Annotated in this window: 26 protein-coding genes; 20 read left to right on the top strand and 6 right to left on the bottom strand. The window is 41.2% G+C overall.

Features of this window, described 5'->3' with window-relative positions:
* Positions 1-88: 88 nt before the first annotated feature.
* From ACFX4I_RS13495 to ACFX4I_RS13485, 3 genes are all read left to right on the top strand, one after another.
* A complete protein-coding gene (locus ACFX4I_RS13495) occupies positions 89-985 on the top strand; it encodes a LysR family transcriptional regulator (RefSeq protein ID WP_377421199.1) in 897 nt (298 codons plus the stop codon).
* A 434-nt stretch (positions 986-1,419) separates the two neighbouring features.
* Positions 1,420-2,286: an RNA polymerase sigma-70 factor gene (locus tag ACFX4I_RS13490; RefSeq protein WP_377421197.1), complete on the top strand. Its 867-nt coding sequence runs from the start codon at positions 1,420-1,422 to the stop codon at positions 2,284-2,286.
* A 108-nt stretch (positions 2,287-2,394) separates the two neighbouring features.
* On the top strand, positions 2,395-2,856 hold the full coding sequence (locus ACFX4I_RS13485; protein WP_377421195.1) for a carboxymuconolactone decarboxylase family protein: 462 nt from the start codon (positions 2,395-2,397) through the stop codon (positions 2,854-2,856).
* 242 nt (positions 2,857-3,098) lie between these two features.
* On the opposite strand, the gene ACFX4I_RS13480 is transcribed toward ACFX4I_RS13485, so the two are convergent.
* Positions 3,099-3,326, bottom strand: a complete 228-nt coding sequence (locus ACFX4I_RS13480; RefSeq protein WP_377421193.1) for a hypothetical protein — start codon at positions 3,324-3,326, stop codon at positions 3,099-3,101.
* On the bottom strand, positions 3,326-3,646 hold the full coding sequence (locus ACFX4I_RS13475) for a YbjQ family protein (RefSeq protein WP_098373447.1): 321 nt from the start codon (positions 3,644-3,646) through the stop codon (positions 3,326-3,328). Before ACFX4I_RS13475 ends, ACFX4I_RS13480 begins: the two co-directional genes overlap by 1 nt.
* 312 nt (positions 3,647-3,958) lie before the next feature.
* Here ACFX4I_RS13475 and ACFX4I_RS13470 point away from each other — a divergent pair, with 312 nt between their 5' ends.
* From ACFX4I_RS13470 to ACFX4I_RS13445, 6 genes are all read left to right on the top strand, one after another.
* A complete protein-coding gene (locus ACFX4I_RS13470; RefSeq protein ID WP_377421191.1) occupies positions 3,959-4,255 on the top strand; it encodes a GerAB/ArcD/ProY family transporter in 297 nt (98 codons plus the stop codon).
* Between the two features lie 700 nt (positions 4,256-4,955).
* Positions 4,956-6,740, top strand: coding sequence for a LytS/YhcK type 5TM receptor domain-containing protein (locus ACFX4I_RS13465; protein WP_377421276.1), 1,785 nt, complete (start codon positions 4,956-4,958; stop codon positions 6,738-6,740).
* Complete coding sequence (locus ACFX4I_RS13460; RefSeq protein ID WP_377421189.1) at positions 6,712-7,458, top strand: LytR/AlgR family response regulator transcription factor; 747 nt, start codon at positions 6,712-6,714, stop codon at positions 7,456-7,458. The genes ACFX4I_RS13465 and ACFX4I_RS13460 overlap by 29 nt, the downstream gene beginning before the upstream one ends.
* A 141-nt stretch (positions 7,459-7,599) precedes the next feature.
* Complete coding sequence (gene cstA / locus ACFX4I_RS13455; RefSeq protein ID WP_076372238.1) at positions 7,600-9,393, top strand: carbon starvation protein CstA; 1,794 nt, start codon at positions 7,600-7,602, stop codon at positions 9,391-9,393.
* Between the two features lie 151 nt (positions 9,394-9,544).
* Positions 9,545-9,700, top strand: a complete 156-nt coding sequence (locus tag ACFX4I_RS13450) for a DUF1540 domain-containing protein (RefSeq protein ID WP_192206472.1) — start codon at positions 9,545-9,547, stop codon at positions 9,698-9,700.
* 137 nt (positions 9,701-9,837) lie between these two features.
* Positions 9,838-9,999: a hypothetical protein gene (locus ACFX4I_RS13445; RefSeq protein WP_377421187.1), complete on the top strand. Its 162-nt coding sequence runs from the start codon at positions 9,838-9,840 to the stop codon at positions 9,997-9,999.
* Positions 10,000-10,010: 11 nt separating this feature from the next.
* On the opposite strand, the gene ACFX4I_RS13440 is transcribed toward ACFX4I_RS13445, so the two are convergent.
* Complete coding sequence (locus tag ACFX4I_RS13440; RefSeq protein WP_377421185.1) at positions 10,011-10,661, bottom strand: O-methyltransferase; 651 nt, start codon at positions 10,659-10,661, stop codon at positions 10,011-10,013.
* Positions 10,648-10,977: a hypothetical protein gene (locus tag ACFX4I_RS13435; protein ID WP_377421183.1), complete on the bottom strand. Its 330-nt coding sequence runs from the start codon at positions 10,975-10,977 to the stop codon at positions 10,648-10,650. The genes ACFX4I_RS13440 and ACFX4I_RS13435 overlap by 14 nt, the downstream gene beginning before the upstream one ends.
* Before the next feature lie 238 nt (positions 10,978-11,215).
* On the opposite strand from ACFX4I_RS13435, the gene ACFX4I_RS13430 reads away from it, so the two are divergent.
* On the top strand, positions 11,216-11,776 hold the full coding sequence (locus ACFX4I_RS13430) for a TetR/AcrR family transcriptional regulator (RefSeq protein WP_377421182.1): 561 nt from the start codon (positions 11,216-11,218) through the stop codon (positions 11,774-11,776).
* A gap of 36 nt (positions 11,777-11,812) precedes the next feature.
* On the top strand, positions 11,813-13,168 hold the full coding sequence (locus ACFX4I_RS13425; RefSeq protein WP_377421274.1) for a DHA2 family efflux MFS transporter permease subunit: 1,356 nt from the start codon (positions 11,813-11,815) through the stop codon (positions 13,166-13,168).
* A 43-nt stretch (positions 13,169-13,211) separates the two neighbouring features.
* Here ACFX4I_RS13425 and ACFX4I_RS13420 read toward each other — a convergent pair whose 3' ends face one another.
* Together ACFX4I_RS13420 and ACFX4I_RS13415 are read right to left on the bottom strand one after the other, a co-directional pair.
* Entirely contained in the window at positions 13,212-13,655 is a 444-nt protein-coding gene (locus tag ACFX4I_RS13420) for a MarR family winged helix-turn-helix transcriptional regulator (RefSeq protein WP_230301017.1), read from the bottom strand.
* A gap of 133 nt (positions 13,656-13,788) precedes the next feature.
* A complete protein-coding gene (locus tag ACFX4I_RS13415; protein ID WP_377421180.1) occupies positions 13,789-14,880 on the bottom strand; it encodes a low temperature requirement protein A in 1,092 nt (363 codons plus the stop codon).
* 220 nt (positions 14,881-15,100) lie between these two features.
* Here ACFX4I_RS13415 and ACFX4I_RS13410 point away from each other — a divergent pair, with 220 nt between their 5' ends.
* From ACFX4I_RS13410 to ACFX4I_RS13370, 9 genes are all read left to right on the top strand, one after another.
* The gene (locus tag ACFX4I_RS13410) at positions 15,101-15,661 is read left to right on the top strand and encodes an NADPH-dependent FMN reductase (RefSeq protein WP_377421178.1); all 561 of its coding nucleotides are present in this window, start codon (positions 15,101-15,103) and stop codon (positions 15,659-15,661) included.
* A gap of 177 nt (positions 15,662-15,838) precedes the next feature.
* Positions 15,839-16,477, top strand: coding sequence for an isochorismate family cysteine hydrolase YcaC (gene ycaC / locus ACFX4I_RS13405; protein WP_144528841.1), 639 nt, complete (start codon positions 15,839-15,841; stop codon positions 16,475-16,477).
* 752 nt (positions 16,478-17,229) lie between these two features.
* Positions 17,230-19,296, top strand: a complete 2,067-nt coding sequence (locus ACFX4I_RS13400; protein WP_377421176.1) for a BglG family transcription antiterminator — start codon at positions 17,230-17,232, stop codon at positions 19,294-19,296.
* Positions 19,293-19,559: a PTS sugar transporter subunit IIB gene (locus tag ACFX4I_RS13395; protein ID WP_048883162.1), complete on the top strand. Its 267-nt coding sequence runs from the start codon at positions 19,293-19,295 to the stop codon at positions 19,557-19,559. The genes ACFX4I_RS13400 and ACFX4I_RS13395 overlap by 4 nt, the downstream gene beginning before the upstream one ends.
* A gap of 17 nt (positions 19,560-19,576) precedes the next feature.
* Complete coding sequence (locus ACFX4I_RS13390) at positions 19,577-19,843, top strand: PTS sugar transporter subunit IIB (RefSeq protein ID WP_048883161.1); 267 nt, start codon at positions 19,577-19,579, stop codon at positions 19,841-19,843.
* A 31-nt stretch (positions 19,844-19,874) separates the two neighbouring features.
* Positions 19,875-21,143, top strand: a complete 1,269-nt coding sequence (locus ACFX4I_RS13385) for a PTS ascorbate transporter subunit IIC (RefSeq protein WP_230301013.1) — start codon at positions 19,875-19,877, stop codon at positions 21,141-21,143.
* Between the two features lie 124 nt (positions 21,144-21,267).
* Complete coding sequence (locus ACFX4I_RS13380; protein ID WP_230301012.1) at positions 21,268-22,113, top strand: HAD family hydrolase; 846 nt, start codon at positions 21,268-21,270, stop codon at positions 22,111-22,113.
* Positions 22,114-22,571: 458 nt separating this feature from the next.
* Positions 22,572-22,784 (top strand): hypothetical protein, encoded by a 213-nt coding sequence (locus ACFX4I_RS13375; protein ID WP_230301011.1) that lies wholly within the window; start codon positions 22,572-22,574, stop codon positions 22,782-22,784.
* Between the two features lie 269 nt (positions 22,785-23,053).
* Entirely contained in the window at positions 23,054-24,019 is a 966-nt protein-coding gene (locus tag ACFX4I_RS13370; protein WP_377421173.1) for an ABC transporter substrate-binding protein, read from the top strand.
* The last annotated feature ends 4 nt before the right edge of the window (positions 24,020-24,023 follow it).

Below are 24,023 nucleotides of genomic sequence, written 5' to 3'. Positions count from 1 at the left end.
CCTTATGATAAAGTCATTATCATGTAAAATGACTTAAAATGAATATAATCATCATTATTAATGATGGTTGAGAAAGTGGGTCACTTTTATGGAAATGCGTGATTTGCAAATATTCCAGTGCGTCGCTAAATATGGCAGCGTAAGTAAGGCGGCTGTTGAATTGAATTACGTCCAATCCAATGTAACGGCTAGGATTAAGCATTTAGAACAGGAGCTACGGACGCCTTTATTCAATCGGCATAAACGTGGTATGTCTTTAACTGCAGAGGCTAGAAAAATGCTTGAGTATGTAAACAAAATTTTGCTTGATGTGGAAGAACTCAAGCAAGTATTCCTGGATAGTGAAACACCTACAGGGATATTGAACATCGGTACAGTTGAAACGGTCAGCGATCTTCCCAAGATTCTAGCCTCTTATTATAAACAGTATCCAAATGTCGATTTATCCATAAAGGCGGGGATAACTGAGGATTTAATTAAAGATGTCGTCGAACATAGGCTGGATGGCGCTTTTGTTACAGGACCGATTAAACATCCGCTCATTCAGCCATACGATGTGTGTACAGAAAAACTTGTATTAGTTACGAGAAATGAAACATTTAACCTTGAAGAAATTATAACAGAACCATTTTTAGTATTCAGTCGGGGTTGTGGCTATCGCTCTAAACTGGAACAATGGCTGAAAGAAGAAGAAGTGATGCCCAAAAGGATCATGGAGTTCAATGTATTGGAAACGATCTTAACCAGCGTGACACTTGGCCTTGGCATTACCCTCGTACCACAATCAGCGGTAAATCACCTTACAGCCAATGAAAAAGTGCACGTGCATGCAATTCCGGAAGAATACGGCAATATTTCGACTGTCTTCATTCACCGTAAAGATGCCTATATGACAAACTCCATGCAAAGCTTCTTACAAACGATTGAAGCTCATCATGACAACCGATTTAAGCAAAATCCTGGAACCACTCTCGAGCTAATATGAAGGAAGGGGGAGCAGCTCTTTGGCTGCTCTTTTTAAGTTGTAGATGGTGAAGAAGGATAAATGATTGGTTTAGAGAATAGTTATGGAAAGGTGTCATGCGTTCTTGAAAAGAAGTGGAATTGGAATCTTGATAGTTCTTAATAACTTCAGCATTGAGAGTATCTTAGTTGCCAATCTATTCAATCCTAGAAAACAACGGGCATCAAAAATCATTGCTAGAGTGTAAAACAGCCTTTATTCTTATGGGTCCAGATTTTGACGAGGTTGCTTTTCACCGAGAAGCAAAACAACTGGCCTCAAAATCAAATAGATATCAAAAAGTGCGGTTTGTGGACATATCCCGAGTAATGGTCTCTAAAGAATTACTAAAATGCAATACGTTCTGCTAATTGGAAATGCCATTCTACAAATTTGATAGAAAATAGGTGAAGCAAGTGGAGCTGGATACATTATATAAGACATATCAGCCTTTTCTTTTTTCCATCGCATACCGGATGCTTGGATCGGTTACCGACGCAGAAGATATCGTTCATGATTTATTCCTGCAGCTTAAGCTTGATACCGAACAAATCAAGGACATGAAAGCATATCTTGCGAAAATGACGACAAATCGCTGCCTGAACTTTTTAAATTCAGCCCGTAAGAGAAGAGAGGTTTACACAGGACCTTGGCTGCCTGAACCTCGGGTAAACGAAACAGAGCAGCCTTTAGATAAGGTTGTAACGGATGAAACGGTTGCATATGCCTTCCTCGTTTTGCTGGAACAGCTTTCACCTGTTGAAAGAGCGGTTTTCGTGCTTAGAGAAGCATTCGCTTACAGCTATGAAGATATTGCCGAAATGCTGGAAAAGAATGAAGTGAACTGCAGAAAGATCTACAGCCGGGCTAAGCGGAAATTACAAAATGATCTGCCAGTCCATCCGGAGGATACAAAACATGTCGATCTGTTGGCAAAAAAATTCATAAAAGCATCTACGACAGGAAACTTTGAGGAGTTTTTGGATATCCTTACAGAAGATGTTGTCCTTGTTACTGACGGCGGAGGGAAAGTGCTTTCTGCATTAAATCCAATTGTAAACAAACAGCGTGTATCCTCCTTTCTTAAAGGAGTTTCTGCTAAAGGAAGTTTCATAGGAGAACTTCTTCCGGTGATGGTCAATGGCCAGGAAGGAATCTTGCAAATGAAAGAAGGAAAGCCCGTCAAAGTCATCTGCTTTGAATTGGATTCAAAACAAAAAAATATCCGAAAAATCTTTATTGTTACCAATCCCGATAAATTAAATCATATTCCTGTTCCTTAATAGGGTAGACTGAGGGCTCATAACGGGCTCTCTTTTTTGTATGTCACAAATCAAACCCCTATTTTGTCTTATAAGTGGAACCAAAAAGATTTAATGGAGGAGATAGACATGGAACAACGCATTAACTACATGAAGACAAATCGGGAAGTGGTCAAATTAATGATGGAATTGGAGGAATACAAGAAAACAACGGGAATCGATAGCAAATTAATCGAATTGATTAAAATTCGCGCGTCTCAAATCAATGGCTGTGCGTACTGCTTGGATATGCATATAAAGGATGCCCGGGCAATGGGTGAAACGGAACAAAGAATCTACTGCTTGAGTGCTTGGCGTGAATCACCATTCTATCTTGAGTCGGAAAGGGCAGTTCTGGAATTGACGGAAGCGGTCACGGCCATTTCTGCAAACGGTGTACCTGATGAACTATATGAGCGGGTCCGCCTTCATTTTGATGAAAAACAATATATCGATCTCGTTACCATCATCATCACGATCAACGGCTGGAACAGATTGGCCATTTCAGCTAAAAGCATCCCCGGGCACTATAAGCCTGTAATGCAAAAATAATTTTGTTAGTAAAATCCCTTGTTTGAATCACAAATTAGCATATAAATTAGATGACCAATTCGCTAAGCGAGTTGGTCCCAGTTTTTACACATAAGTGTTGATTTAACGGGATTCATCTATTAAATTAAGTTTTAGCAAACTTCTGCGAAACAATAATGGACATGATGATGAAGTATCATTTGATTCAGTAAATAAAAAACAATAAAAAGCCACGTTTTTGTACGAATCGTGGCTTTTTATAATTATTTTTCTTTTTTATAAAAGCGTTCACCCGTATCAGGATTATAAAACACCCTTGTTTTTTCTCCAGTCACAGGGTCTATATTTATTTCATCTGTCGATTGAAATCCATCAGGAACTTTTACACCGTGATTACGTTTAAACCGTTTATCATAGATAAAGTATCCAAGTAAAATGCATAAGATAACTATAACAATTTGTAATATATAGTACCCTATGATGAATTTCATTATATTGCCTCCACAATAACGGCAGTTCCATATGCAACAATTTCACTCATATTTTTACCGATTTCCCCAGAATCATATCTCATCATTACAATTGCGTTTGCTCCCATTTGATTGGCATTTTTTATCATACGGTCCATAGCTTCTTTTCTTGAATCTTCAAGCATAGCTGTATATTGCTTGATTTCTCCACCTACTAAGGATTTTAACCCTGCCATGATATCGCCGCCAATCCCTCTGCTTCTAACAATTAGACCAAAGGCGGGTCCTTTTACTTCTACAATTTTGTAACCTTCAATTTTTTCTGTGGTAACTACCAACACATTAATCGCCTCCATCTTATTTACCTTATTCTTTGAAAATTCTCTTGAAATTTCCTGAACTGAAAGTCAGTCCACAATATCATTTATATCTATGTGCTGTGAAGCCCTATTCTCCATAAACAAAAGGCATATCATCAGCCATTGTGTTACCTCCATTGAATAATGATTACCTTTTTTGCAACCAAGGTGAAACCATAACCGTAACATTCATCTTACCTGCTATATGTCTAGCTGGCTGTTTGGAAGTGAATGTGACCGTTCCATTTATCCATCTAAAACTTACGTCGAAGTTAATGAAAAAATATTGGTGAAATGGGTTGGGAAAATCTCGGCATTGCTCTTTCTTTTTTATTGACAAGCATAATCGGTGTACGATTAGGATTAGAGGTCATCAGCCGAACGGCATCAATCTTTTTCCCTTGGATAGTATTTATGCTTTTCATGTTATGTTTACTTCTTATCCCTGATATTAAATTAGAACATATACAGCTTATTTTCGAAGACGGCATGAAACCAATTATTAAGGGCTCATATCACATTTTAGCGCTCCCGTATGTACAGCTCGTTATCCTATTAATGATCATGCCATATGTAAATGAGTGTGGGTAATTTTTTGGAACGTATTGAAGTCATTGTAGCCTTCATTTGGATTCTGTCCGTGTATTTCAAGCTAACGATTTGTTAGTATGTACTGTCTCTGGGGTTAGCTCAAGTACTGGGATTAAAAAATCACAAAATTCTTCACTTCCCATTAGCGTTTTTAATTCTTGCCTTCTCCATCGTTACACATCCAAATACAGTACATAGTCATAACTTTTCTTTAAAAGCATGGACGCCATTTTCCTTAACCATTTGTTTCTTCTCCCGGTGTTATTGTTAGTGATTGGAATATTGAAAAAAAAAGCGTCCCATTTCAAAGGCGACCAAAGGATGTTAAAAAATAATTCAATTACTGCTTTTGGTCTAATAGCTTTCATCTGTCAGGAACTTCTATGACGAAAAACTTGATAATGTCTACCTGAGGATGGTGACAGGTTCCTATATAAACGACTCAGATAAAATGATTTCCTCCTTATGAAAAAGCCTTGGTATTTATAGGCTTTTTTTTTGAATGATCATACTGGGATTGAACCAACCACAGCCTTATCATGTTCCCTATGCTATTTGAAGGCGTATGTCCCAAATGTGACATGATTAAATGGAGGTTCCATGTTCTTTGATTATCGGTGTTAATCGTAAAAACAAAATTCGACAAGGTTTTCTTGGCTGGTGTAAGATGAATGAAAAAGCCAGAAATGGGGTGAATGCTTTGGTTGATTTATTACCGTCGCTGTTTGAAAAAGTGGGAATCATCGTAATTGCCGCATTCCTGCTTTCGTATATGAAACCGTTTCGGCAAATGATAGGCCATGAACATGAAATGTCAAAGAAAATCATGTTTATCGCACTTTTTGGAACGTTCGGCATCATAAGTAACTATACAGGGATCGAAATCGGGAATCATGCCATGCCGGAGGGGGATTGGCATTCTGAGATTGCTCCCGATAACGCGATTGCCAACACAAGGATTATGGGCGTGGCTATCGGCGGTTTGCTGGGAGGACCATTTGTTGGGTTGGGAGTAGGTTTGATTGCGGGGCTTCACCGTTATTTTCTCGGGGGTTTTACGGCGGGGGCTTGTGCGATCGCTGCGATTTTGGCTGGGGTTTTATCGGGTTTTTTGGGGAAAAGGCGGCGAAAGCATGGGACGATCACCCCTTGGTTTGCCCTTCCCATTTGCATGGCATTGGAAGCGATCCAAATGGGCATCATCCTGGTGACGGCCAAACCATTTGAAAGGGCGTGGGAGCTCGTACAAGTAATCGGACTGCCCATGATCATCATCAACGGGTTCGGGACTTTACTGTTCATGCTCATCATTCAGTCAATCACGAGGGACGAAGCACGGACGCGGGCCGTACAAACCAATCTTGCGTTCCTTATTGCGGATCAGACTTTGCCCTTTTTCCGGCAAGGTCTGAATCAAACTTCATGCAAGAGAATAGCCCAAATCATCTTGGGGCTGACTGAAGCCGACGCTGTGGCCATTACCAATGAACATAGCGTACTTGCCCATGTGGGTGCTGCGTCCGATCACCATGTCCCAAAGGTTGGAATAGCGACAGGCTTAACGAAAAAAGCCCTTGAACAAGGGAATATCATCGTGGCCAAAACAAAAAAGGACATTTATTGTTTTCATGATCAATGCCCTTTGCAGGCGGCAGTGGTCCTGCCGTTGCAGGTCCAACAGAAAACGGTCGGGACTTTGAAGATGTATTTCAAGCATCCGGATAAATTAAGCCAAGTGGAACAAGAGTTAGCTGAAGGGTTGGCAAAACTATTTTCCACTCAATTGGAACTCGCTAAAGCGGAAATGCAAACGAAATTATTGAAGGATGCTGAAATTAAGGCCTTACAGGCACAGGTCCATCCTCATTTTTTATTCAATGCAATCAATACGATATCCGTTTTATGCCGGACGGATGTCGAGAAGGCAAGAAATTTATTGCAGGAGCTCAGTGCCTTCTTTCGTTCAAATTTACAAGGTGCCCGACAAATACTGGTGCCGCTGGAAAAGGAATTAGAGCATGTTAACGCTTATTTATCACTGGAGCAGGCGCGTTTTCCAGATAAATATCATATCGACTATCGCATTGAGCCGAGGCTTAAGGAAGTTCTCATCCCTCCATTCACGTTACAGCCACTTGTTGAGAATGCGGTACACCATGCATTTCCAACTGTGAAAGGCAAAGGTGAAATCATCATTCACGCATACTTTAAAGACGACACGATGCGCATTGTTGTGGAAGATAACGGAAAAGGGATTTCAAGCGGGAGAATAGATGAATTGGGTAAGCATGCTGTAGAATCGACTAAGGGTACAGGAACGGCCCTTCATAATATCAGTGAACGGCTGGAAGGGATCTATAAAGGACAGGCCAGCCTTTCGATCGCAAGTGAACCGGGGCACGGAGCACGAGTGAAAATATCAATACCACTCAACGAAAAAGGAGCATATGTCAACGATGATGAAAGCATTTATCGTAGAGGATGAACCACTGGCAAGAGATGAATTGAAGTATCTATTGAAGAGAAGCATGCAAGTTGAAGTCGTGGGTGAGGCCGAGGGGATAGAAGATGCCATGAGGGATATCTCCCGCCTTAAACCTGAACTTGTCTTTTTGGACATTGAGCTTGCAGAAGGCAATGGCCTGCATTTGGCTAAGCAATTGGCGGAACTTGACCCCGCACCTTCGCTTATTTTTGCGACCGCTTATGATGAGTTTGCCCTCCAAGCTTTCGAGTTATATGCATTTGATTATCTATTAAAGCCATTTAATGAAAAAAGGATTCGTCAAACATTGGATAAGCTCATGAAGCAGCGGCAAATCGGGAAAGACAAATCCGGGACAGCACCTCCGGCCAGCCGGACGGCGGTGGAACAGACAGGTAAATTGGCTGTATCGATAGATGATCGGATCGTTTTGATCGACCGGGATAATATTTTGTTCATAGGACTCGTGGAAGGAAAGACGATCATTAAAACTGAAGAAAATGAATATAAAATCGGTGAGCCACTCATCGTGCTTGAAAGGAAGCTCGATAATCGCTCATTTTTACGGGTGCATCGCGGTTTTATCGTGAATGTCATCCATATATCTGAAATACAGCCTTGGTTCAACTCGACTTATAATCTCATTATGAGTGACGGATCAAACATTCCGGTAAGCCGCACATATGTGAAGGAGCTAAGGCAGCTTATCGGTTTTTAAAAATTTTCATAATTCTGCATTTTATCCTCTTCATATTGCAGTCCATCCCCCGATATCTGCATTATAACTTGAAAACCCATTGAAGCTGATTTCATTGTGATATCATCATTTTACGATGTAAGAAATAGAGGGGGTTCAAGTATGAATGCGGTTACAATTGTCATAGGCTCCATTTGTATATTAATGATTGCCTACCGTTTATACGGGACATTCATAGCACTCAAAGTATTAAAACTCGATGATTCCAAGCCGACTCCGGCCCATAAATTAGAAGATGGAAAAGATTATGTTCCAACAAATAAATGGGTGGCATTCGGTCACCACTTTGCAGCCATTGCAGCGGCTGGTCCTTTGGTGGGTCCGATCCTTGCTGCACAATTCGGTTATTTGCCAAGTTTATTATGGCTATTAATCGGGGCTGTAATCGGGGGAGCCGTCCATGATGCCGTCGTGCTTTTCGCGTCGATGCGGAAAGACGGCAAATCCCTTTCGGAAGTTGCGAAAGAAGAACTTGGACCTGTAGCAGGCTTCTGTACAGGACTCGCGATGCTTTTTATCATTACGATCACGATGGCAGGACTTTCAATGGTCGTTCTGCATGCTTTGGAAAATAATCCATGGGGGACGTTTGCAGTAGGGATCACCATTCCCATCGCCATGGGAGTAGGGCTTTACCATAAAAAAACCGGCAATCTGAAAGGTGCGACCATCGTCGGTTTTGCGCTTATCATGGCCGCGATTTTACTTGGTCCGAACATTCAAGGAACGGCACTTGGTGACTTATTGACACTTGAGGCGAGCACACTTGCCATCATTTTGCCGATCTATGCTTTCTTCGCTGCCGCATTGCCTGTTTGGCTGCTGCTGGCACCTCGTGATTACTTGAGTACATTTATGAAAATCGGTGTTTTTGCCGCATTGATTATCGGCGTTTTCGTGGTGAATCCAGAAATCCAATTTCCTGCGTTTACCGAATTCATTAATGGCGGGGGCCCGATTGTTGCCGGACCCGTTTGGCCATTCATTTCAATAACGATCGCCTGTGGGGCGATTTCAGGATTCCATGCATTTGTCGGATCGGGCACAACTCCAAAAATGTTAAACCGTTGGAGTGATATCAAATCCGTCGGTTTCGGAGCGATGCTTGTGGAATGTGTCGTTGCCATCATGGCATTGATTGCTGCGGTTTCGCTGCAGCCAGGGGATTATTTTGCGATTAACTCTTCACCTGAAGTATTTCAAACATTAGGTATGGAAACCGTACACCTTAACGAACTTAGTGAAGAAATCGGCATTAATCTGGAAGGACGGACAGGCGGGGCAGTTACACTTGCTGTCGGCATGACCTATATTTTTACCGAAATCCCCTTCTTTGACAAACTGGCTTCGTTTTTCTTCCAATTCGTCATCATGTTCGAGGCGGTGTTCATACTAACCGCAATCGATTCAGGGACACGTGTTGCCCGTTACTTAATCCAGGACTTCTTCGGGGAGTTCTATAAACCATTAAAAAGGGTCGACTGGCTGCCGGGAAACATCTTTGCCAGCGCGTTAGCCTGCTTTATATGGGGATACCTGCTTTACTCTGGGGACATTAGTTCGATCTGGGCACTCTTTGGCGTATCCAACCAGCTCATGGCCTCGATTGGACTCATCATCGGTGCGACCGTCGTATTGAAAATTGCAGACAAACGCTGGTATATGTGGACATGCCTCGTACCCCTTGCCTACTTATATGTAACGGTTAATGTAGCAGGGTACTGGATGGTCAGAAACGTATACCTGAACCCGGACTCTGCAGGATTCAGCATCTTGAACGGAATATTATCGATCACCATGTTAATCCTGGGCTTGATCATTCTCGTTGCCGCCTTGAAAAAATGGCGGGAGCTTTGGAAAATCCCTCAAGCAGAACTACTGAAAAGATCAGCATGAGCATAAAAAATCCGGGCGGAAACTGCCCGGATTTTGTTCGTTGCGAATGTTAGAAAATGCCCTCAATTCCGTTTTTGACACAAAACCTGAAAAAGGAAAGTATCAATAACTCCAACTTTGTTAATGATAGCAAATGAGGAGGTGTGATAAGATGGCAAAAGATGTTCTATGTGAAGTGAATAATTGTAAATATTGGGATTCTGGAAACAAATGCAGTGCAGATGCTATTTATGTTGTCAGCCATAAAGGGAATCAAGCAACAAATAGCAAAGAAACGGATTGCAAAACATTTGATCCAGAAATTTAAATTATCGGGGGTAACCAACAACTGGTTACCCTTCTTTCTTTTTATTATTGATAATAAAAATCATTTTCATTCAAGAATTCAGAAATTCATTTTATTTTTCTTCATGAAAAGGATATTTTGGCGATAAATTCGAGAGTTTGATCGATATATACGAAAGTTTGGGCGATATCCACGTAAAATCGGGCGAAATCCTCGAGAATTCGCACATTACTCGTGAATTTAGCAGTTTTACTCGTGAGATTGGGCAATTTACTCGTGAATTTAGCAGTTTTACTCGTGAGTTCGCACATTACTCGTGAATTTAGCAGTTTTACTCGTGAGTTTGAGCATTTACTTTTGAAATGGTCAGCCCATCACCGATTGGAATAAGCAGGGATTCCAATTGAGGATGATTGGCCACAGTTTCATTGAATGCCTTCATAAATGCAGTGTAGTGTTTGGGTTTAGCATCCTGATCTGCGACACTGCCTCCCGCAAGTACGTTATCCATGACGATTAGAGCACCCGGTTCTGCCAGTTTAATGCAATATTGCAGGTAATTTTCATAATTGTCCTTGTCGGCATCTATAAAGAAAAAATCAAATTTCCTGTTATCACGAACGAGTTTTTCAAGGCTTTGCAGAGCTGCTCCGGTCATATATGATACTTGATCGCCAAAGCCCGCTTTTGATAGATTGCCATAAGCTAACTGTGCGTACTCCTCCTTTAATTCAAGGGAGGTTAATTTTCCTTCGCAGCCGAATCCCCTGGCAAGGCAAATCCCGCTATAGCCCCCAAGAGCGCCTATTTCCAAAACATTTTTAGCTCCTGAAATGGATATAAGCATTGTAAGAAGTTTCCCAGATGAGGGGGATACCGATATGGACGGCATTCCGTTTTCTTGTATGGACGTAATGACTTCTTCCAATAGGGCATCTTTGGTGTAAAACACTGAATCAATATAACTGTTAATTTGTTTCATTCATTTCCATTCCTTTCTCATTGGAAGTTTCCTTTTCTTCACTTTTCTTATCGGCTGCTTCATTTTCTTGTATTTCAAATAATTGAATGAATTCGTTGATTAACATATCAATGGCTTTTAATTCACCGACTAAGATTTGATTAATGGATTGAAACTCTGGTTTATCTAACTGTTCCTTAATGGTTGAACGTTTAACATTCATCATTTCTAAAAAAGCAATGGCCCTTCCGCGGCGAAACGTTTTTGGGCCATGATGGTGTGAACCATGGTCTTTATGCCTACCACAGTGATGTCCATCTTTTTTGAAATTTCTCATGTTAAAACCTCTTTCCGTGTATACATATGTATACGCTTTTAATCTTATGTTGAATGTATACATATGTATACAAAGTGTCAACTGATAATAGAATAGAAAAATCAAAATGCAGTTTATAAAAAGTTTGTCTAAATTGTGAATTCGTTATTTAGAGAGCAAAAAAGTACTTACATCCAAAGATTTTTTTTTGTTATAGTAACAAATAGACCGGTTGGTATGGTGGGGGTGTGCTACGGAAATGGAAACAAAATCGTTGATAATCGAAAATGCAACGATTCTTTTCCAGCAAAAAGGATATAAAGGTGTTGGACTAAGTGAAATCTTAAAGGTATGTAATGTTACGAAAGGTTCGCTTTATCATCATTTTCCTAATGGAAAAGAGGAATTATTAATCGCTTGCCTTCATTCCTTGAATGAAGTAATTACGACGGATATCGTGGATATTTTTGAACGTTATCCGACAACGTTAGAAGCGACAAATTACATGATTGAAAAGTTAATCGTCAATTTAGAAAGGGAAGGGACGATTACGGGTTACACATTTAGCAGCATGGTAAGTGAAATGGCCACATTAAGTGATCCTGTACGTAGGGCTTGCGCCGAACTATATGTGAAAATTCAAGGGATTTATTTTAATAAGCTTTTGGAAGATGGATTTTCAAAAGAGTTAGCTTCCAATATCGCATTGATGATGACAGCCTCTATCGAAGGGGCAATGATGCTTTGTTTGGCCGAAACATCGGCAAAGCCGCTAAAAGTAATTTCGCAATTGTTACCGAATATATTGAAGGAGTTTTAACAAGTGGATAATAAAAATATTAAAACAGGACCGATAATGGCTGCTCTTTTGGTAGCAGGCTTTGTTGGGCTATTTAGTGAAACCGCATTGAACATCGCCTTAGGTGAATTGAGCCAGATTTTTGGCGTGGATGCGACGACTATACAGTGGCTTGCAACAGGATACTTTTTAACGCTTGGTATTTTAGTGCCAGTAACAGGAATTTTAATGCAAAAATTCACAACACGCCAAATGTTCATGGCGTCTTTATTTTTTTCGATCATCGGAACGGTCATCGCTGCAGTAGCACCGGTCTTTAGCGTGTTATTGACGGCCCGTGTCATTCAGGCAGCTGGACTGGCGATCATTTTGCCATTGACGCAAAATGTTATTTTCACGATTTTTCCACCAAATAAACGCGGCGGGGCAATGGGTGTGATGGGCTTAGTCATCTTGGCGGGTCCAGCATTCGGTCCTACATTGGCAGGAATGATTTTAGATACGTTATCATGGCCTTGGATATTCTGGTTTACGATTCCATTCTTGTTATTCTCCCTTATCTTCGGCTATATCTATATTCCGAATGTCAATGAAACTCGACAAGTATCAATCGATATCTTATCAGTTGTGTTATCGACGATTGGCTTTGGTGGAGTTGTATACGGGGTAAGTGTAGGCGGGGATCATGGTTGGACGAGCATGACGGTAATTGGAACGATCATCGTTGGATTGATCGCCCTAATCCTTTTTGCAATCCGTCAGACAAAGATGGAAAACCCGATGTTGAATTTAAAAGCATTCAAATACCCACTATTTGTGCTAGGTCTTGCGATGAACGTGATTACATTCTTTAACATGTTATCGATGCTGGTTGTGTTACCAATGTATATGCAAATGGCGTTATTGGTTTCTGCGTTCGCCACTGGGCTGATCATGCTTCCAGGCAGTCTATTAAACTGCGTTTTTGCCCCGATCATCGGCCGGCTGTTCGATAAATATGGACCTCGTGCCGTAATTACACCAGGAACGATTCTAGTTGTCATTGGCTACGGGCTATATGCAATGTATGGAACAGACACAGCACTATGGATCATGGTTGTTACGCATATCGTGATGATGCTTGGCATTGGCATGGTACTCGCTTCAGTACAAACAAATACATTGAATGCATTGCCAAAACAATTCTATCCGGATGGCATCGCGATTACGCAAACATCACAACAAGTATCAGGGGCAATTGGGATAGCGGTCATGGTTTCGCTGTTCTCTGCGAAGCAAAATGGCTACTTGACTGATGTGGCAAATGATTTACCGGCAGCAGCTGCCTCAGGTTCATCACTTGTATTTAAAATTAGTTTGATTTTCGCCATCGTGAATGTAGTGCTTTCATTGTTCATGAAAAAACCGAAGTAACAAAGATAAAAAAACAGATCACCATTCTAGCAGGTGATCTGTCTTATTTTTGAACTTTACTAAGTAGATCCAAAAGCTGTTGTTTTTCCGTCTCATTCAAGTTGGCAAATTGTGAGGCCTGAAAATGCTCTTGTTTTGGAACAACTTCATTAAAAAATTCGTTTCCTTCCTCAGTCAATGAAAGGTATTTTGTTTTCCATTCCTGTTCCCGTTTAATCAATCCCAACTCTTCCATCTTCCTTAATAGTTGAGTGATATTGCCTTTTGTCACAAAAAGCTTGTTTGCCAGTTCTTGCTGAGACAATCGTTCATGTGAACCCACTTGGACCAAGATATCGAATTGGGCTGCCGATAGATTCCATTTCTTTAAATGTTGATTGGATTCCCGGATACTCTGGTTATATATTCGTGTTATTCGGAACCATAACAATAAACCTAGTCGTTCCTCATTATTAGATGCGGAGGGATTCGGTGTGTTTTCTTTCATGAATGTCACCTCATTCTTTCTTCGTCACAATCAGTTTATGAATAAACCAATATGGTGTCAAATGCAAAAACTTCCATATTCGAATCAACGAAACCAGTATTATCGATTGATACTGGTTTCGTTGATTCCTTTATTATGTGGTCGTTAGTTTAGCAAAGATGATAAAAAACAGTGTTAATTCGCCTATTATCACAATATTCGGTACCACGACAAACATATTAAAAATAAAAAAGACTGCTAATACTCCTAAAAATAATCTTAAATGATATATTTGCAACCGCTGGTGCTTATGTCTATATTGATGGAAAACAAAAGTGGTTGACATGAAATAGAGCAGTACGGAACCGAAAACAAAATAAAGGATAAATGAATAATGGACCTCATGTAAAAACAATAATCTGATGGCTGCTGCAATCATGCTTATAGACATTAAAATAAACAGATGACCGTAAATGATGATTTGGCCGGAAGATTGTACAGATTTGTCGACTTTTTTCTCCATGTTATCGAAATATTGCCACCACATAGCTATTATCAGGGCAAATGAAATGATGGAAAAGGCTATCGAATCCCAATTTCCTTGTTTTGGTTGAATGACCGCAAGAGTGCTCACAAGAGCTTCCCCAAAGAGAATGATGGTAAATAGACCAAAGCGCTCTAACAAGTGGGCCGTATTTGTAGGAACCTTTTCTAAGCACTTTCTTCCAAGGATTGGGACAATGATATCGATCAAGATGCCCAAATACAGTACAGCATAGCGAAGCCAAGAATCAAAAAGGACGGAGAATAATGAAATGGCGATGCCAATCCAAAAATACCTTCCTAAAAAGAGTGCTGCCTTTTTTCGAAATCCCTCTTCTATCCGCTGTACAACAAGATATTGGATGGCAGTCACGGCTCTTAAGCCAATATAACCAATTAAAAAAGAAAGATAATAAGGATCAAAATCAACAGATAAGCTTGATGTCATAATGAGGACAAAAAGCATTTGCAGTATCAAAAATAGCCGTTGATGAAATACATCCTTTCCAAACCGGTTAATAAATATGGTTTGCCCTACCCAAGCCCACCAGATAGGAATAAAAATCAATACGAACTTTAATAAATACTCTGGATGGATATATCCATCTTCAATATGCAGTAAAACATGAGTGGCGCCCGCAACGGCCGCCACAAATAACAAATCATAAAAGAGCTCTAACCATGTAACTTTCTTTTCATCCATTTCTGCACTCCCCCCAATCGCCTTCTAGTTTATAGTATGTTGTAAATATTCAGAATATGGAAGAGGGACTTTGGTGCATGCAATTTAGAATTCATGATCCATTTTTGAAAGTTCTTTTTACCCAGCTATTATATTTTTCCATGTTTAGGAATAACGTCACTTTTTATAGTTGGTATATTATGGTACTATAGGAGATGATTTCAAACAGGGAGGGAAGTAGATGACCAGAACCATCGGCCTTATTTGCGGCAGTTTACGGGAAAATTCTTATAACCGAATCATTGCTCAATCATTGACAGATATGGTTGATTCTTATCAATTTCGTTGGATCGAAATTAATGATCTTCCGTTGTTTAACGAAGACTTGGAAATTAGTGGCGTTCCAGAAACAGTGACGTCATTTAAATCCGCCATTCAGGACGTTAACGGGATCATTATCGTGAGTCCAGAGTACAATTCTGGAATACCAGGCGTATTAAAAAATGCATTGGACTGGGCATCAAGACCTCGGGAGTCCGCTGTTCTTACAAAAAAACCAGTTGGCCTGATCGGAGCTACTCCTGGGGGAATGGGCACTGCATTTGCTCAAATGCAAATCAGGCAAATACTGGAGGCCATGCAAGTTCATGTTCTTCCATTTCAAAAAATGTTGATATCTCAAGTACATAAAAAGATTGATTCTGATCGGAAAGAGCTTACTGATGAACAAACAAAACGTTATCTTGAGCGTTATTTACAGCAATTCATTCATTGGATCGATCACACTCCAGTTCTAGATTAATTAGCTATAATCAATGAATCTTATTATATATATGATTGACAGGCTATAAGTTTATAGATAAACTTATAAATAAAATTCAGTTAAGTTATAAACTGATTACAACCAACGAAGGAGTTGGGGGAATTTCCCTACATATGAACTTTCTTCGATAGCTTTAATAAAAGGAGGACTTTAAAAATGTCTGATCTCTATTCTCGTATTTCCAAAGATGATGCTGCCGTTCTGCTAGTGGATCATCAAACCGGTCTTATTTCAGGGCTAGTGCGTGATTATGGTGTTGATGAATTCAAGAACAACGTTATGGCTCTTGCCAACACCGCAAAGTTTTTTGATTTGCCAGTCATTTTAACAACAAGCTTTGAAAACGGACCAAACGGACCGCTCATGCAAGAATTGGAAGAACTCTTTCCAAACGCACCAAAAATAGCTCGGCCTGGACAAATTAACGCATGGGATAATGAAGATTTTGTTAAAGCAATCGAAGAAACTGGAAAAAAACAACTAATCATCGCGGGCGTGGTTACGGATGTCTGCGTTGCTTTCCCGGCACTTTCCGCCTTGAACGCTGGTTATGAAGTATTCGCTGTTACGGATGCTTCTGGAACAGTCAGCAAACAGGTAGCTGATGCGGCTTTAGCGCGTATGGCCCATGGCGGTGTGCAGCTTATGAACTGGTTTAGCGTAGCGTGCGAATTACAACGTGATTGGCGCAACGATGTCGAAGGCTTTGGTGCATTACTTTCCAGCCAGCTTCCTGGTTATCAAAATATAATCGGAAGCTATAGGGGAGCTCAGCGCGATTTCAGCAAGATATAAAGATAACGCACTGATTGAATGAAGGAGGGGACATTTGTCCCCTCTCAGACTGTAGGCAAACTTGATGAAAATCGAGTTTGCCTACAGTTTTTTTATGATTAGTAGAATTTGTCCTCTCCAGGCACTCGCTTTCCGCAGGCTGTCCGGGAGCCTACTCGGCGCTCTTTGCGCCTGCGGGGTCTCCCCTGGACGCGCTTTTATTCTTCGAGTTTGTCGAACTAATGGGAATGGTCACTCCGAATCCTATTACCGAGGTGATTTTTTATTGTTTTATATGGGATGAAACCTTATTGGATTGAAGAAATTTGCGACACTCCTGCCGAAAAACTGGCTAGCCGAGACCCCACATACGCTTGCTTTGATGAGGCTTGGCAGACAGTCGGCGGAAGGAAGCGGATTTCTGAAATCAAGCTAGACCTTTTTGAGGGTTTGTAAAATATGAACGTTGTTTTCCCTTTCATTTTGATTTGGTGAAGAATGCGCATTCCAAAACCTCAGCTTCACCCCTACCCCAAGACTTCTATATCATGTATTCCCATATGCCTCAAATTGTACATAATAGCCTCTTCTAAATATTTTCTGTATTGTAAATCGCTTACGAAACAAATAATGTCTTAAGAAAAGATGCTGTATTGTGCACAAATGTTTAAAGAGTATATTATTGTGCAGTACCTATGACAACATTCGGACTTAGAAACGCTACATTTTTAATAAGAAGTGAGATATCGTAGAAGCAGGGAGAGGGATTGAGAATGTTTTTAGATGAAAGAAGCGCCAATTTACTAAAACTATTACAGCATTCGCCCATTTCAAAAATGAAAGAGCTTGAAGCCCAAACAGGTCTGACGAGAAGGCAAATCCAATATGGTCTGAGCAAAGCGAATGACTGGCTCCAATTTCATGGATATCAACCGATTCAATATAATCGTGAAATGGGCTACTCCTTTTCTGAAGCAATCAGGGATGAAGAATTGAATGTAAAACTGACAAAACGCAATTATATATTTTCAGAGACAGATAGGGAAAAAGTTTTTTACCTCATGATTCTGTTAAGCCCAGAAGAATTGTCCGTCTATCATTTCCAGACGATCACCGGGCTTTCACGTAATACGGTGTTGAAGGATTTAAAAAGACTTAAAGAGAAAAACAGGGACATATCGCTCAAGATCCAGTATTCCAAACAAGATGGCTATGTGGTGATTGGGGAAACCCGAGTAAAGAGATATATCATTGAACGTCTCGTGCATGATGTATTGAACAGTCCCAATAGTGAATTGATCATGGAGTGCATATGGGGAAATCATGAAAAGCAAATCAGCTCGATCCGGTTACAGCTTGAAAGGATCGAACGTAAATTAGGCATCACCTTTACGGATGAACGGCTTCATGAACTGAGCTATTTATTTCTATGTACTGATCAGCTCATAGGAAAAGGGGAAGAGTTACAGGCAGACCAGAGCTGGGCGCCGTTTGTTGCGACGGAAGAATACAAAATGGTTGAGGAAATGACCAGAACGAATGCCTTTCAATCAGTATGGAGCGAAACGGAAAACTTATACGCCACCTTACATTTACTGAGCATGAATCGAACGAAGGATATTTCGCCTCTTAAGGATGATGAAGCCATTCAATACCTTTTGCAGGAAATCGTGGCAGAGTTCGAGAGGCTGGCATTTGTTCACTTGAAAGACAAAGAACAGCTATGCCAGCAATTATACGTTCATTTTAAACCGGCATATCATCGCCTGCGGTATGGTCTCCCGCAAATGAACCCGATGACGGGACGGGTGCAGAAGGTCTATCCTGAATTGCATCATTTGACAAAAAAATCCCTGTGGGTGTTGGAGAAAGACATTGGCTGTCCGGTATCAGAAGAGGAAGTCGCATACTTCACCGTCTATTTTGGCGGATGGCTGCGCAGGCAAGGGACGACATTGGATGATCGAAAAAGGGCGATTGTCGTATGCCCGAATGGCATTGGCATCAGCAATATCCTCATTTATACATTGAGGGAATTATTTCCGGATATATTGTTCCTGGACGTCCTGTCCGTTAGAAAGGCGGCTGAATACCCACTGTCGTACGATCTTGTTTTTTCAACGGTGCATATGAGAACAAAAGCGGCATTATTCGTTGTACCGCCCATTTTGGAAATGCAGGACAAACATACATTGCGCCAGCAGGTCATGCAGGAATTGTATGGATATACGACGGAAAGTGTGGATGTTGCAGCTTTATTAAAGATCATTTCCAAGTATGCAACCATCCATGAACAGGATCAGCTTGAAAAGGCTTTGAAGTCGAATGTGTATAACCATACACCAAAAATAACCCAATTTTCTTTAAAGGAGGCAGAGAAGCCTGTGTTAGAAGAACTCCTCAATATGCAAACGATTCAATTACAGCCGCATGTTTCCGATTGGAAAGAAGGCATTCAAGTCGCGGCCAAGCCTCTCGTGGACTTAGGAACCGTAGAGGAACGATATGTGGATGCCATGATCGAGGCCATAGAAACGAATGGACCATATGTAGTGATAACGCCTGGAGTGGCGATTCCCCATGCACGTCCGGAGCAGGGGGTCAGGTCTTTATCCATGAGTTTGCTGAAATTGGATGAAGCCGTGGACTTTGCGCCGGATAAACCGGTACGCCTGATTATCATTTTGGCGGCAGTGGATAACGATTCGCATTTGCGGGCATTGATCCAGCTCACTCAATTATTGAATGAACCAGCCAATATAGAAGAAATTTTAAGCACTTCAGATAAATCGGTCCTTATGGAATACGTTCATAAATATTCGAAGGAGGAAGCGGAATGAAAATCATGGTAGTATGCGGGAACGGATTGGGAAGCAGCTTCATCATGGAGATGAATGTGAAGAAAGCATTGACGGAAATGGGGAAGACGGCCGAAGTGGATCATACGGATCTTGCATCCGCAAAAACGGTTCAGGCGGATATTTTCCTGGGAGCGGCGGATATAGTCGGTCAGCTGGATGATGGAACCCGGACGATCGTTACATTGGAGAACATGATGAGCATCCCTGAAATCAAATCTAAATTGGAAATGCATGTAGGATAAAAAAAGGAGAGATTGATATGAAGAAAATCATGGTAGTATGCGGAAACGGATTGGGAAGCAGCTTCATCATGGAGATGAATGTGAAGAAAGCGTTGACGGAAATGGGTAAGACAGCCGAGGTGGATCATACGGATCTTGCATCCGCAAAAACGGTTCAGGCGGATATTTTCCTGGGAGCGGCGGATATAGTCGGTCAGCTGGATGATGGAACCCGGACGATCGTCACACTGGAAAACATGATGAGCATTCCTGAAATCACATCGAAATTGGCTTCACATCTATAAGAAGAAAACATAAAGAAGAGGGGGAGAGGCAATGCTGGAACTTATCATGAATGACATCTTGGGTACACCTTCCATACTTGTGGGGCTGTTTGCCCTCATTGGACTGCTGTTACAGCGGAAATCCAGTGCGGATGTTGTATCTGGAACGCTAAAAACCGTCATGGGCTTCATTATCATTGGAGCGGGAGCGGCAGTGCTCATTGGCGCCCTTGATATATTCAGTAAAATGTTCGATCATGCATTCAATGTACAAGGCGTCATACCGAATAACGAAGCCATTGTCGCAGCCGCCCAAAGTGATTTTGGGACTTCGACTGCACTTATCATGGTTTTTGGTATGGTTGTCAATGTTTTGCTGGCTCGTTTCACGCCATTTAAATATATATTCTTAACGGGACACCATACCTTATTCATGGCTTGTTTACTTGCAGTCACGCTATCGGTCGGCGGGCTCAACGGATTTCCGCTTATCTTGGTCGGTTCCATTCTATTAGGAGTATGCATGGTGATGTTCCCAGCCCTCCTTCAGCCATACGTACGGAAGATTACCGGAAGCGATGATTTTGCCATCGGCCATTTCGGGACAATCGGATATTTTGTATCCGCGAATGTTGGAAAATGGTTTGGAAATAAGGAAAAAACGACAGAGCAAATCAAGGTTCCTAAATCTTTAGGATTCCTGAGGGACACATCAGTCGCTGTATCGCTTACGATGACGATGTTCTTCGTGATCGTCGCATTGTTTGCCGGCCAGAACTATATTGAAACGGAATTATCCGGCGGTTCGAACTTCATCGTATTCTCTTTCATCCAGGCGATAACATTTGCTGCAGGAGTCTACATTATCCTTGCAGGGGTACGAATGTTAATAGCTGAAATCGTCCCTGCATTCAAAGGGATTGCCGATAAAGTCGCGCCGAATACAAAACCTGCATTGGACTGTCCGACCATTTTTCCATTCGCTCCAAATGCAGTGATCATCGGGTTCCTATTCAGTTTCTTGGCTGGACTATTATCCATGTTCCTCCTTCCGGTTCTTGGATTGAAAGTAATTGTTCCGGGGCTTGTACCGCATTTCTTCACTGGAGCGGCAGCAGGTGTATTCGGAAATGCCACAGGAGGCAGACGCGGTGCGATGCTTGGATCCTTTGCCAACGGGCTCATCATCAGTTTCCTGCCGGCGATACTCCTGGTCTTCTTGGGGGATGTAGGGTTTGAAGGTACCACATTTGGTGATTCGGACTTCGGTGTGGTCGGTCTCCTGATCCTAAGCGTCATGAAACTTTTAGGATTATCCTAAACTGATATACTGATAAGGTAAAGAAACAAAAATAAATAAATGAATGAAACCAACAGCCTAAGATCTTTATAGATAATGGGCTGTTGGCATTTTCATCATCATTTGGATTTTTGAGGTGAGTTGCATGACGAACAAAGCAATTGTGCTCGATTTGGATGGCACGACATTGAACGAAAGAAATACTGTGAATGAGACGCTGGAACAATACATACGCGAACTCAGGGAAAGAGGTAAGCTGATTTTCATTGCAACAGGAAGAACGCTGGAAGAAGTGAGGGATGTTTTGCCGTCCGGCATGGAAGCCGATGGAATGGTGACCGCCAATGGAATGTCCGTATTTATCGGAAAGAAACAGATTGTCGAACACGCCCTGTCGCCGGAACTTGTGGAGGAATTGGTCACCAAAGCAGGAGCGGAAGAGATTTTTTACGAAGTTCATCCGAACGATGGAACACGGATGGCATTACTTAAAGATAAAGACTATATGGTTAAACAAGGTTTGATGCCAAAGCCTGAGACAGTCGATGAAAATGAATGGCTATCAAGACAGGATGCAGTGGAAGACAAAATAAGATGGTCAGAACAACTGGATATAAGCAGCGTAGCCAAAATCTACTTCTTCAGCAATGAAATGAATACGATTCGAAAATGGAAAGCGGAGTTGGGGAAAATCAAGCAATACAATGCCTTTACCACAGCTTCCTCCACCCATCATAATGTAGAAGTGACCGTGGAAGGCATCACAAAAGCAACAGGCGTTCAACTGCTGCTGAAGCATTTCCAGCTAGCACCGGAAAATATCCTGGCAGTAGGCGATGGCGAAAATGACCTCCCGTTATTTAAACTCGCCGGACATTGCGTTGCCATGAAAAACGCCACGGACCTGGTCAAAGAACAAGCCGATGAAGTGACGGAGCATTCATATCGAGAAGATGGACTGTATCGCTTTTTAAAGGGAATGTTTCACTAAAATAATCTGGAAGGCAAAAGAAGATCCAATCTTCTTTGTGAAATTTGAACGTGGATTGGAACGTAGGGCACTCGCTTTTTGCGGGCGGTCCGGGAGCCTCCTCGGCGCACTTGCGCCTGTGGGGTCTCCCTTAGACGCGTATTCCCGCAGGAGTCTCGTACCTTCCGTTCCAATCAACTGGATTGTTTTTTAAGTCTGGTCTCATCCCGAACCATGATTTTAAAACAAAACTAGATTATCCCTAATGGTTTTTTATTGTTTTATGAAACCCTCATTGGATTGAAGAAATTTGCGACACTCCTGCCGAATAACTGGCTAGCCGAGACCCCACAGGCGCTTGCTTTGATGAGGCTTGGCAGACAGTCGGCGGAAAGGGAGCGGATTTCTGAAATCAACTCTGAACGTTTTTTTGCGGGGGTAAAATTTGACCGGAGATTAAACAATCCACGAGAATGGGCTTGTTCCAAAGTTTATATTCTGCTGGAATGTTTTTAGGACCGGTCCTAATCGGCATCTTGATTGAAGTGTTTTCAAGATCGACAGGCTACCTGATCATGGGTGCATTATCAATTGTTTCTACCATTCTTATTAAAACCTCCATTAAACGCCCAAAAAAAGAAGCTACAAATGAAGAATATCCTCTTGAAGAGATGCTGATTGAAAGAAAATAGTTTCTTTGAAAAGGCAGGGCAAGGTGAGCAGACCTTAATGGGTTTGCTCTTTTTTTACTTTTTTTAAAGTTCAACTTCACGTAATCTATAAAATGCATGCAGGTTGCCTTAATGGCCAAAATGATTTTTATTCACAAAATTTTATTAATATTGACGGTATCAATCTATGACTTTATCATAACAGCAGGATAATGATAATCATTTTCAATTATGAAGTATTCGTTGCGTAAGAAGTTAAATAGGTATAGATGACGGAAAGGGTGCGGAAAATGAGAGAATCTAGAAAAGTAAAAACGTTTGGGGGAGGAGCATTAATCCTGTTATTCACGATTATGATGATGTTATCAGGATGTAATAATTCTCAAAAAACAGAGGCCGAGAAAACATCTGCCGAATCAAGTAATCAAGAAACACGGACGATTAAGCATGAAATGGGAGAAACGGAAATGAAAAATACTCCTAAAAAAATCGTTACGCTTGAGTTATCTTTCGTTGATTCTTTAAATGCCCTAGGGATAAAACCTATCGGGATTTCAGATGACAACAAAAAAGATATGATTACAAAACTTGTGGGTCAAGAAATGGATTATACTTCTGTAGGAACACGTGAACAGCCTAATTTAGAGGTGATCAGTTCTTTACAGCCGGATTTAATCATTGCAGATGCTGAGCGTCATAAAGGGATTTATAAAGATTTACAGCAGATTGCTCCTACCATTGTCTTAAAAAGCCGGGAATCTACATATCAAGAAAACTTGGATTCTTTTAAAACGATTGCAAAGGCAGTGAATAAGGAAGATGCTGCAGAAAAAAGATTGAGCGAGCATGAAAAAACGATTAAGGATCTTAAAGCAAAACTTACTGTTGATTCAAATATGACGGTTTTACCTGCAGTTGTACGAGATACTTCATTCCAAGCTCATACTTCTTCTTCTTATGATGGGGAATTGCTTGAACGCATGGGATTGAAAAATGCCATTCAGCAGGAACAGCCACATGCCGAGATGAACCTGGAGCAGCTTGTCGAGATTAATCCGGATGTGCTGCTTCTAGCGAACAATGAGGGTAAGTTACTTACTGATGAGTGGAAAGACAATCCTCTTTGGAAAGACCTGAAGGCTGTAAAAAACGGACAAGTGTATAGTGTTGATCGAGATTTATGGACGAGATACCGCGGTGTTGTATCCGCGGAGGCCATTGCTAAAGACACTTTAAACATGCTTGGTGAAGAATAAAGGA

This window comes from Peribacillus sp. YIM B13472, assembly GCF_042788005.1.
GTDB lineage: Bacteria > Bacillota > Bacilli > Bacillales > DSM-1321 > Peribacillus > Peribacillus simplex_E.
This window is presented reverse-complemented; position numbering and strand designations above follow the sequence as displayed.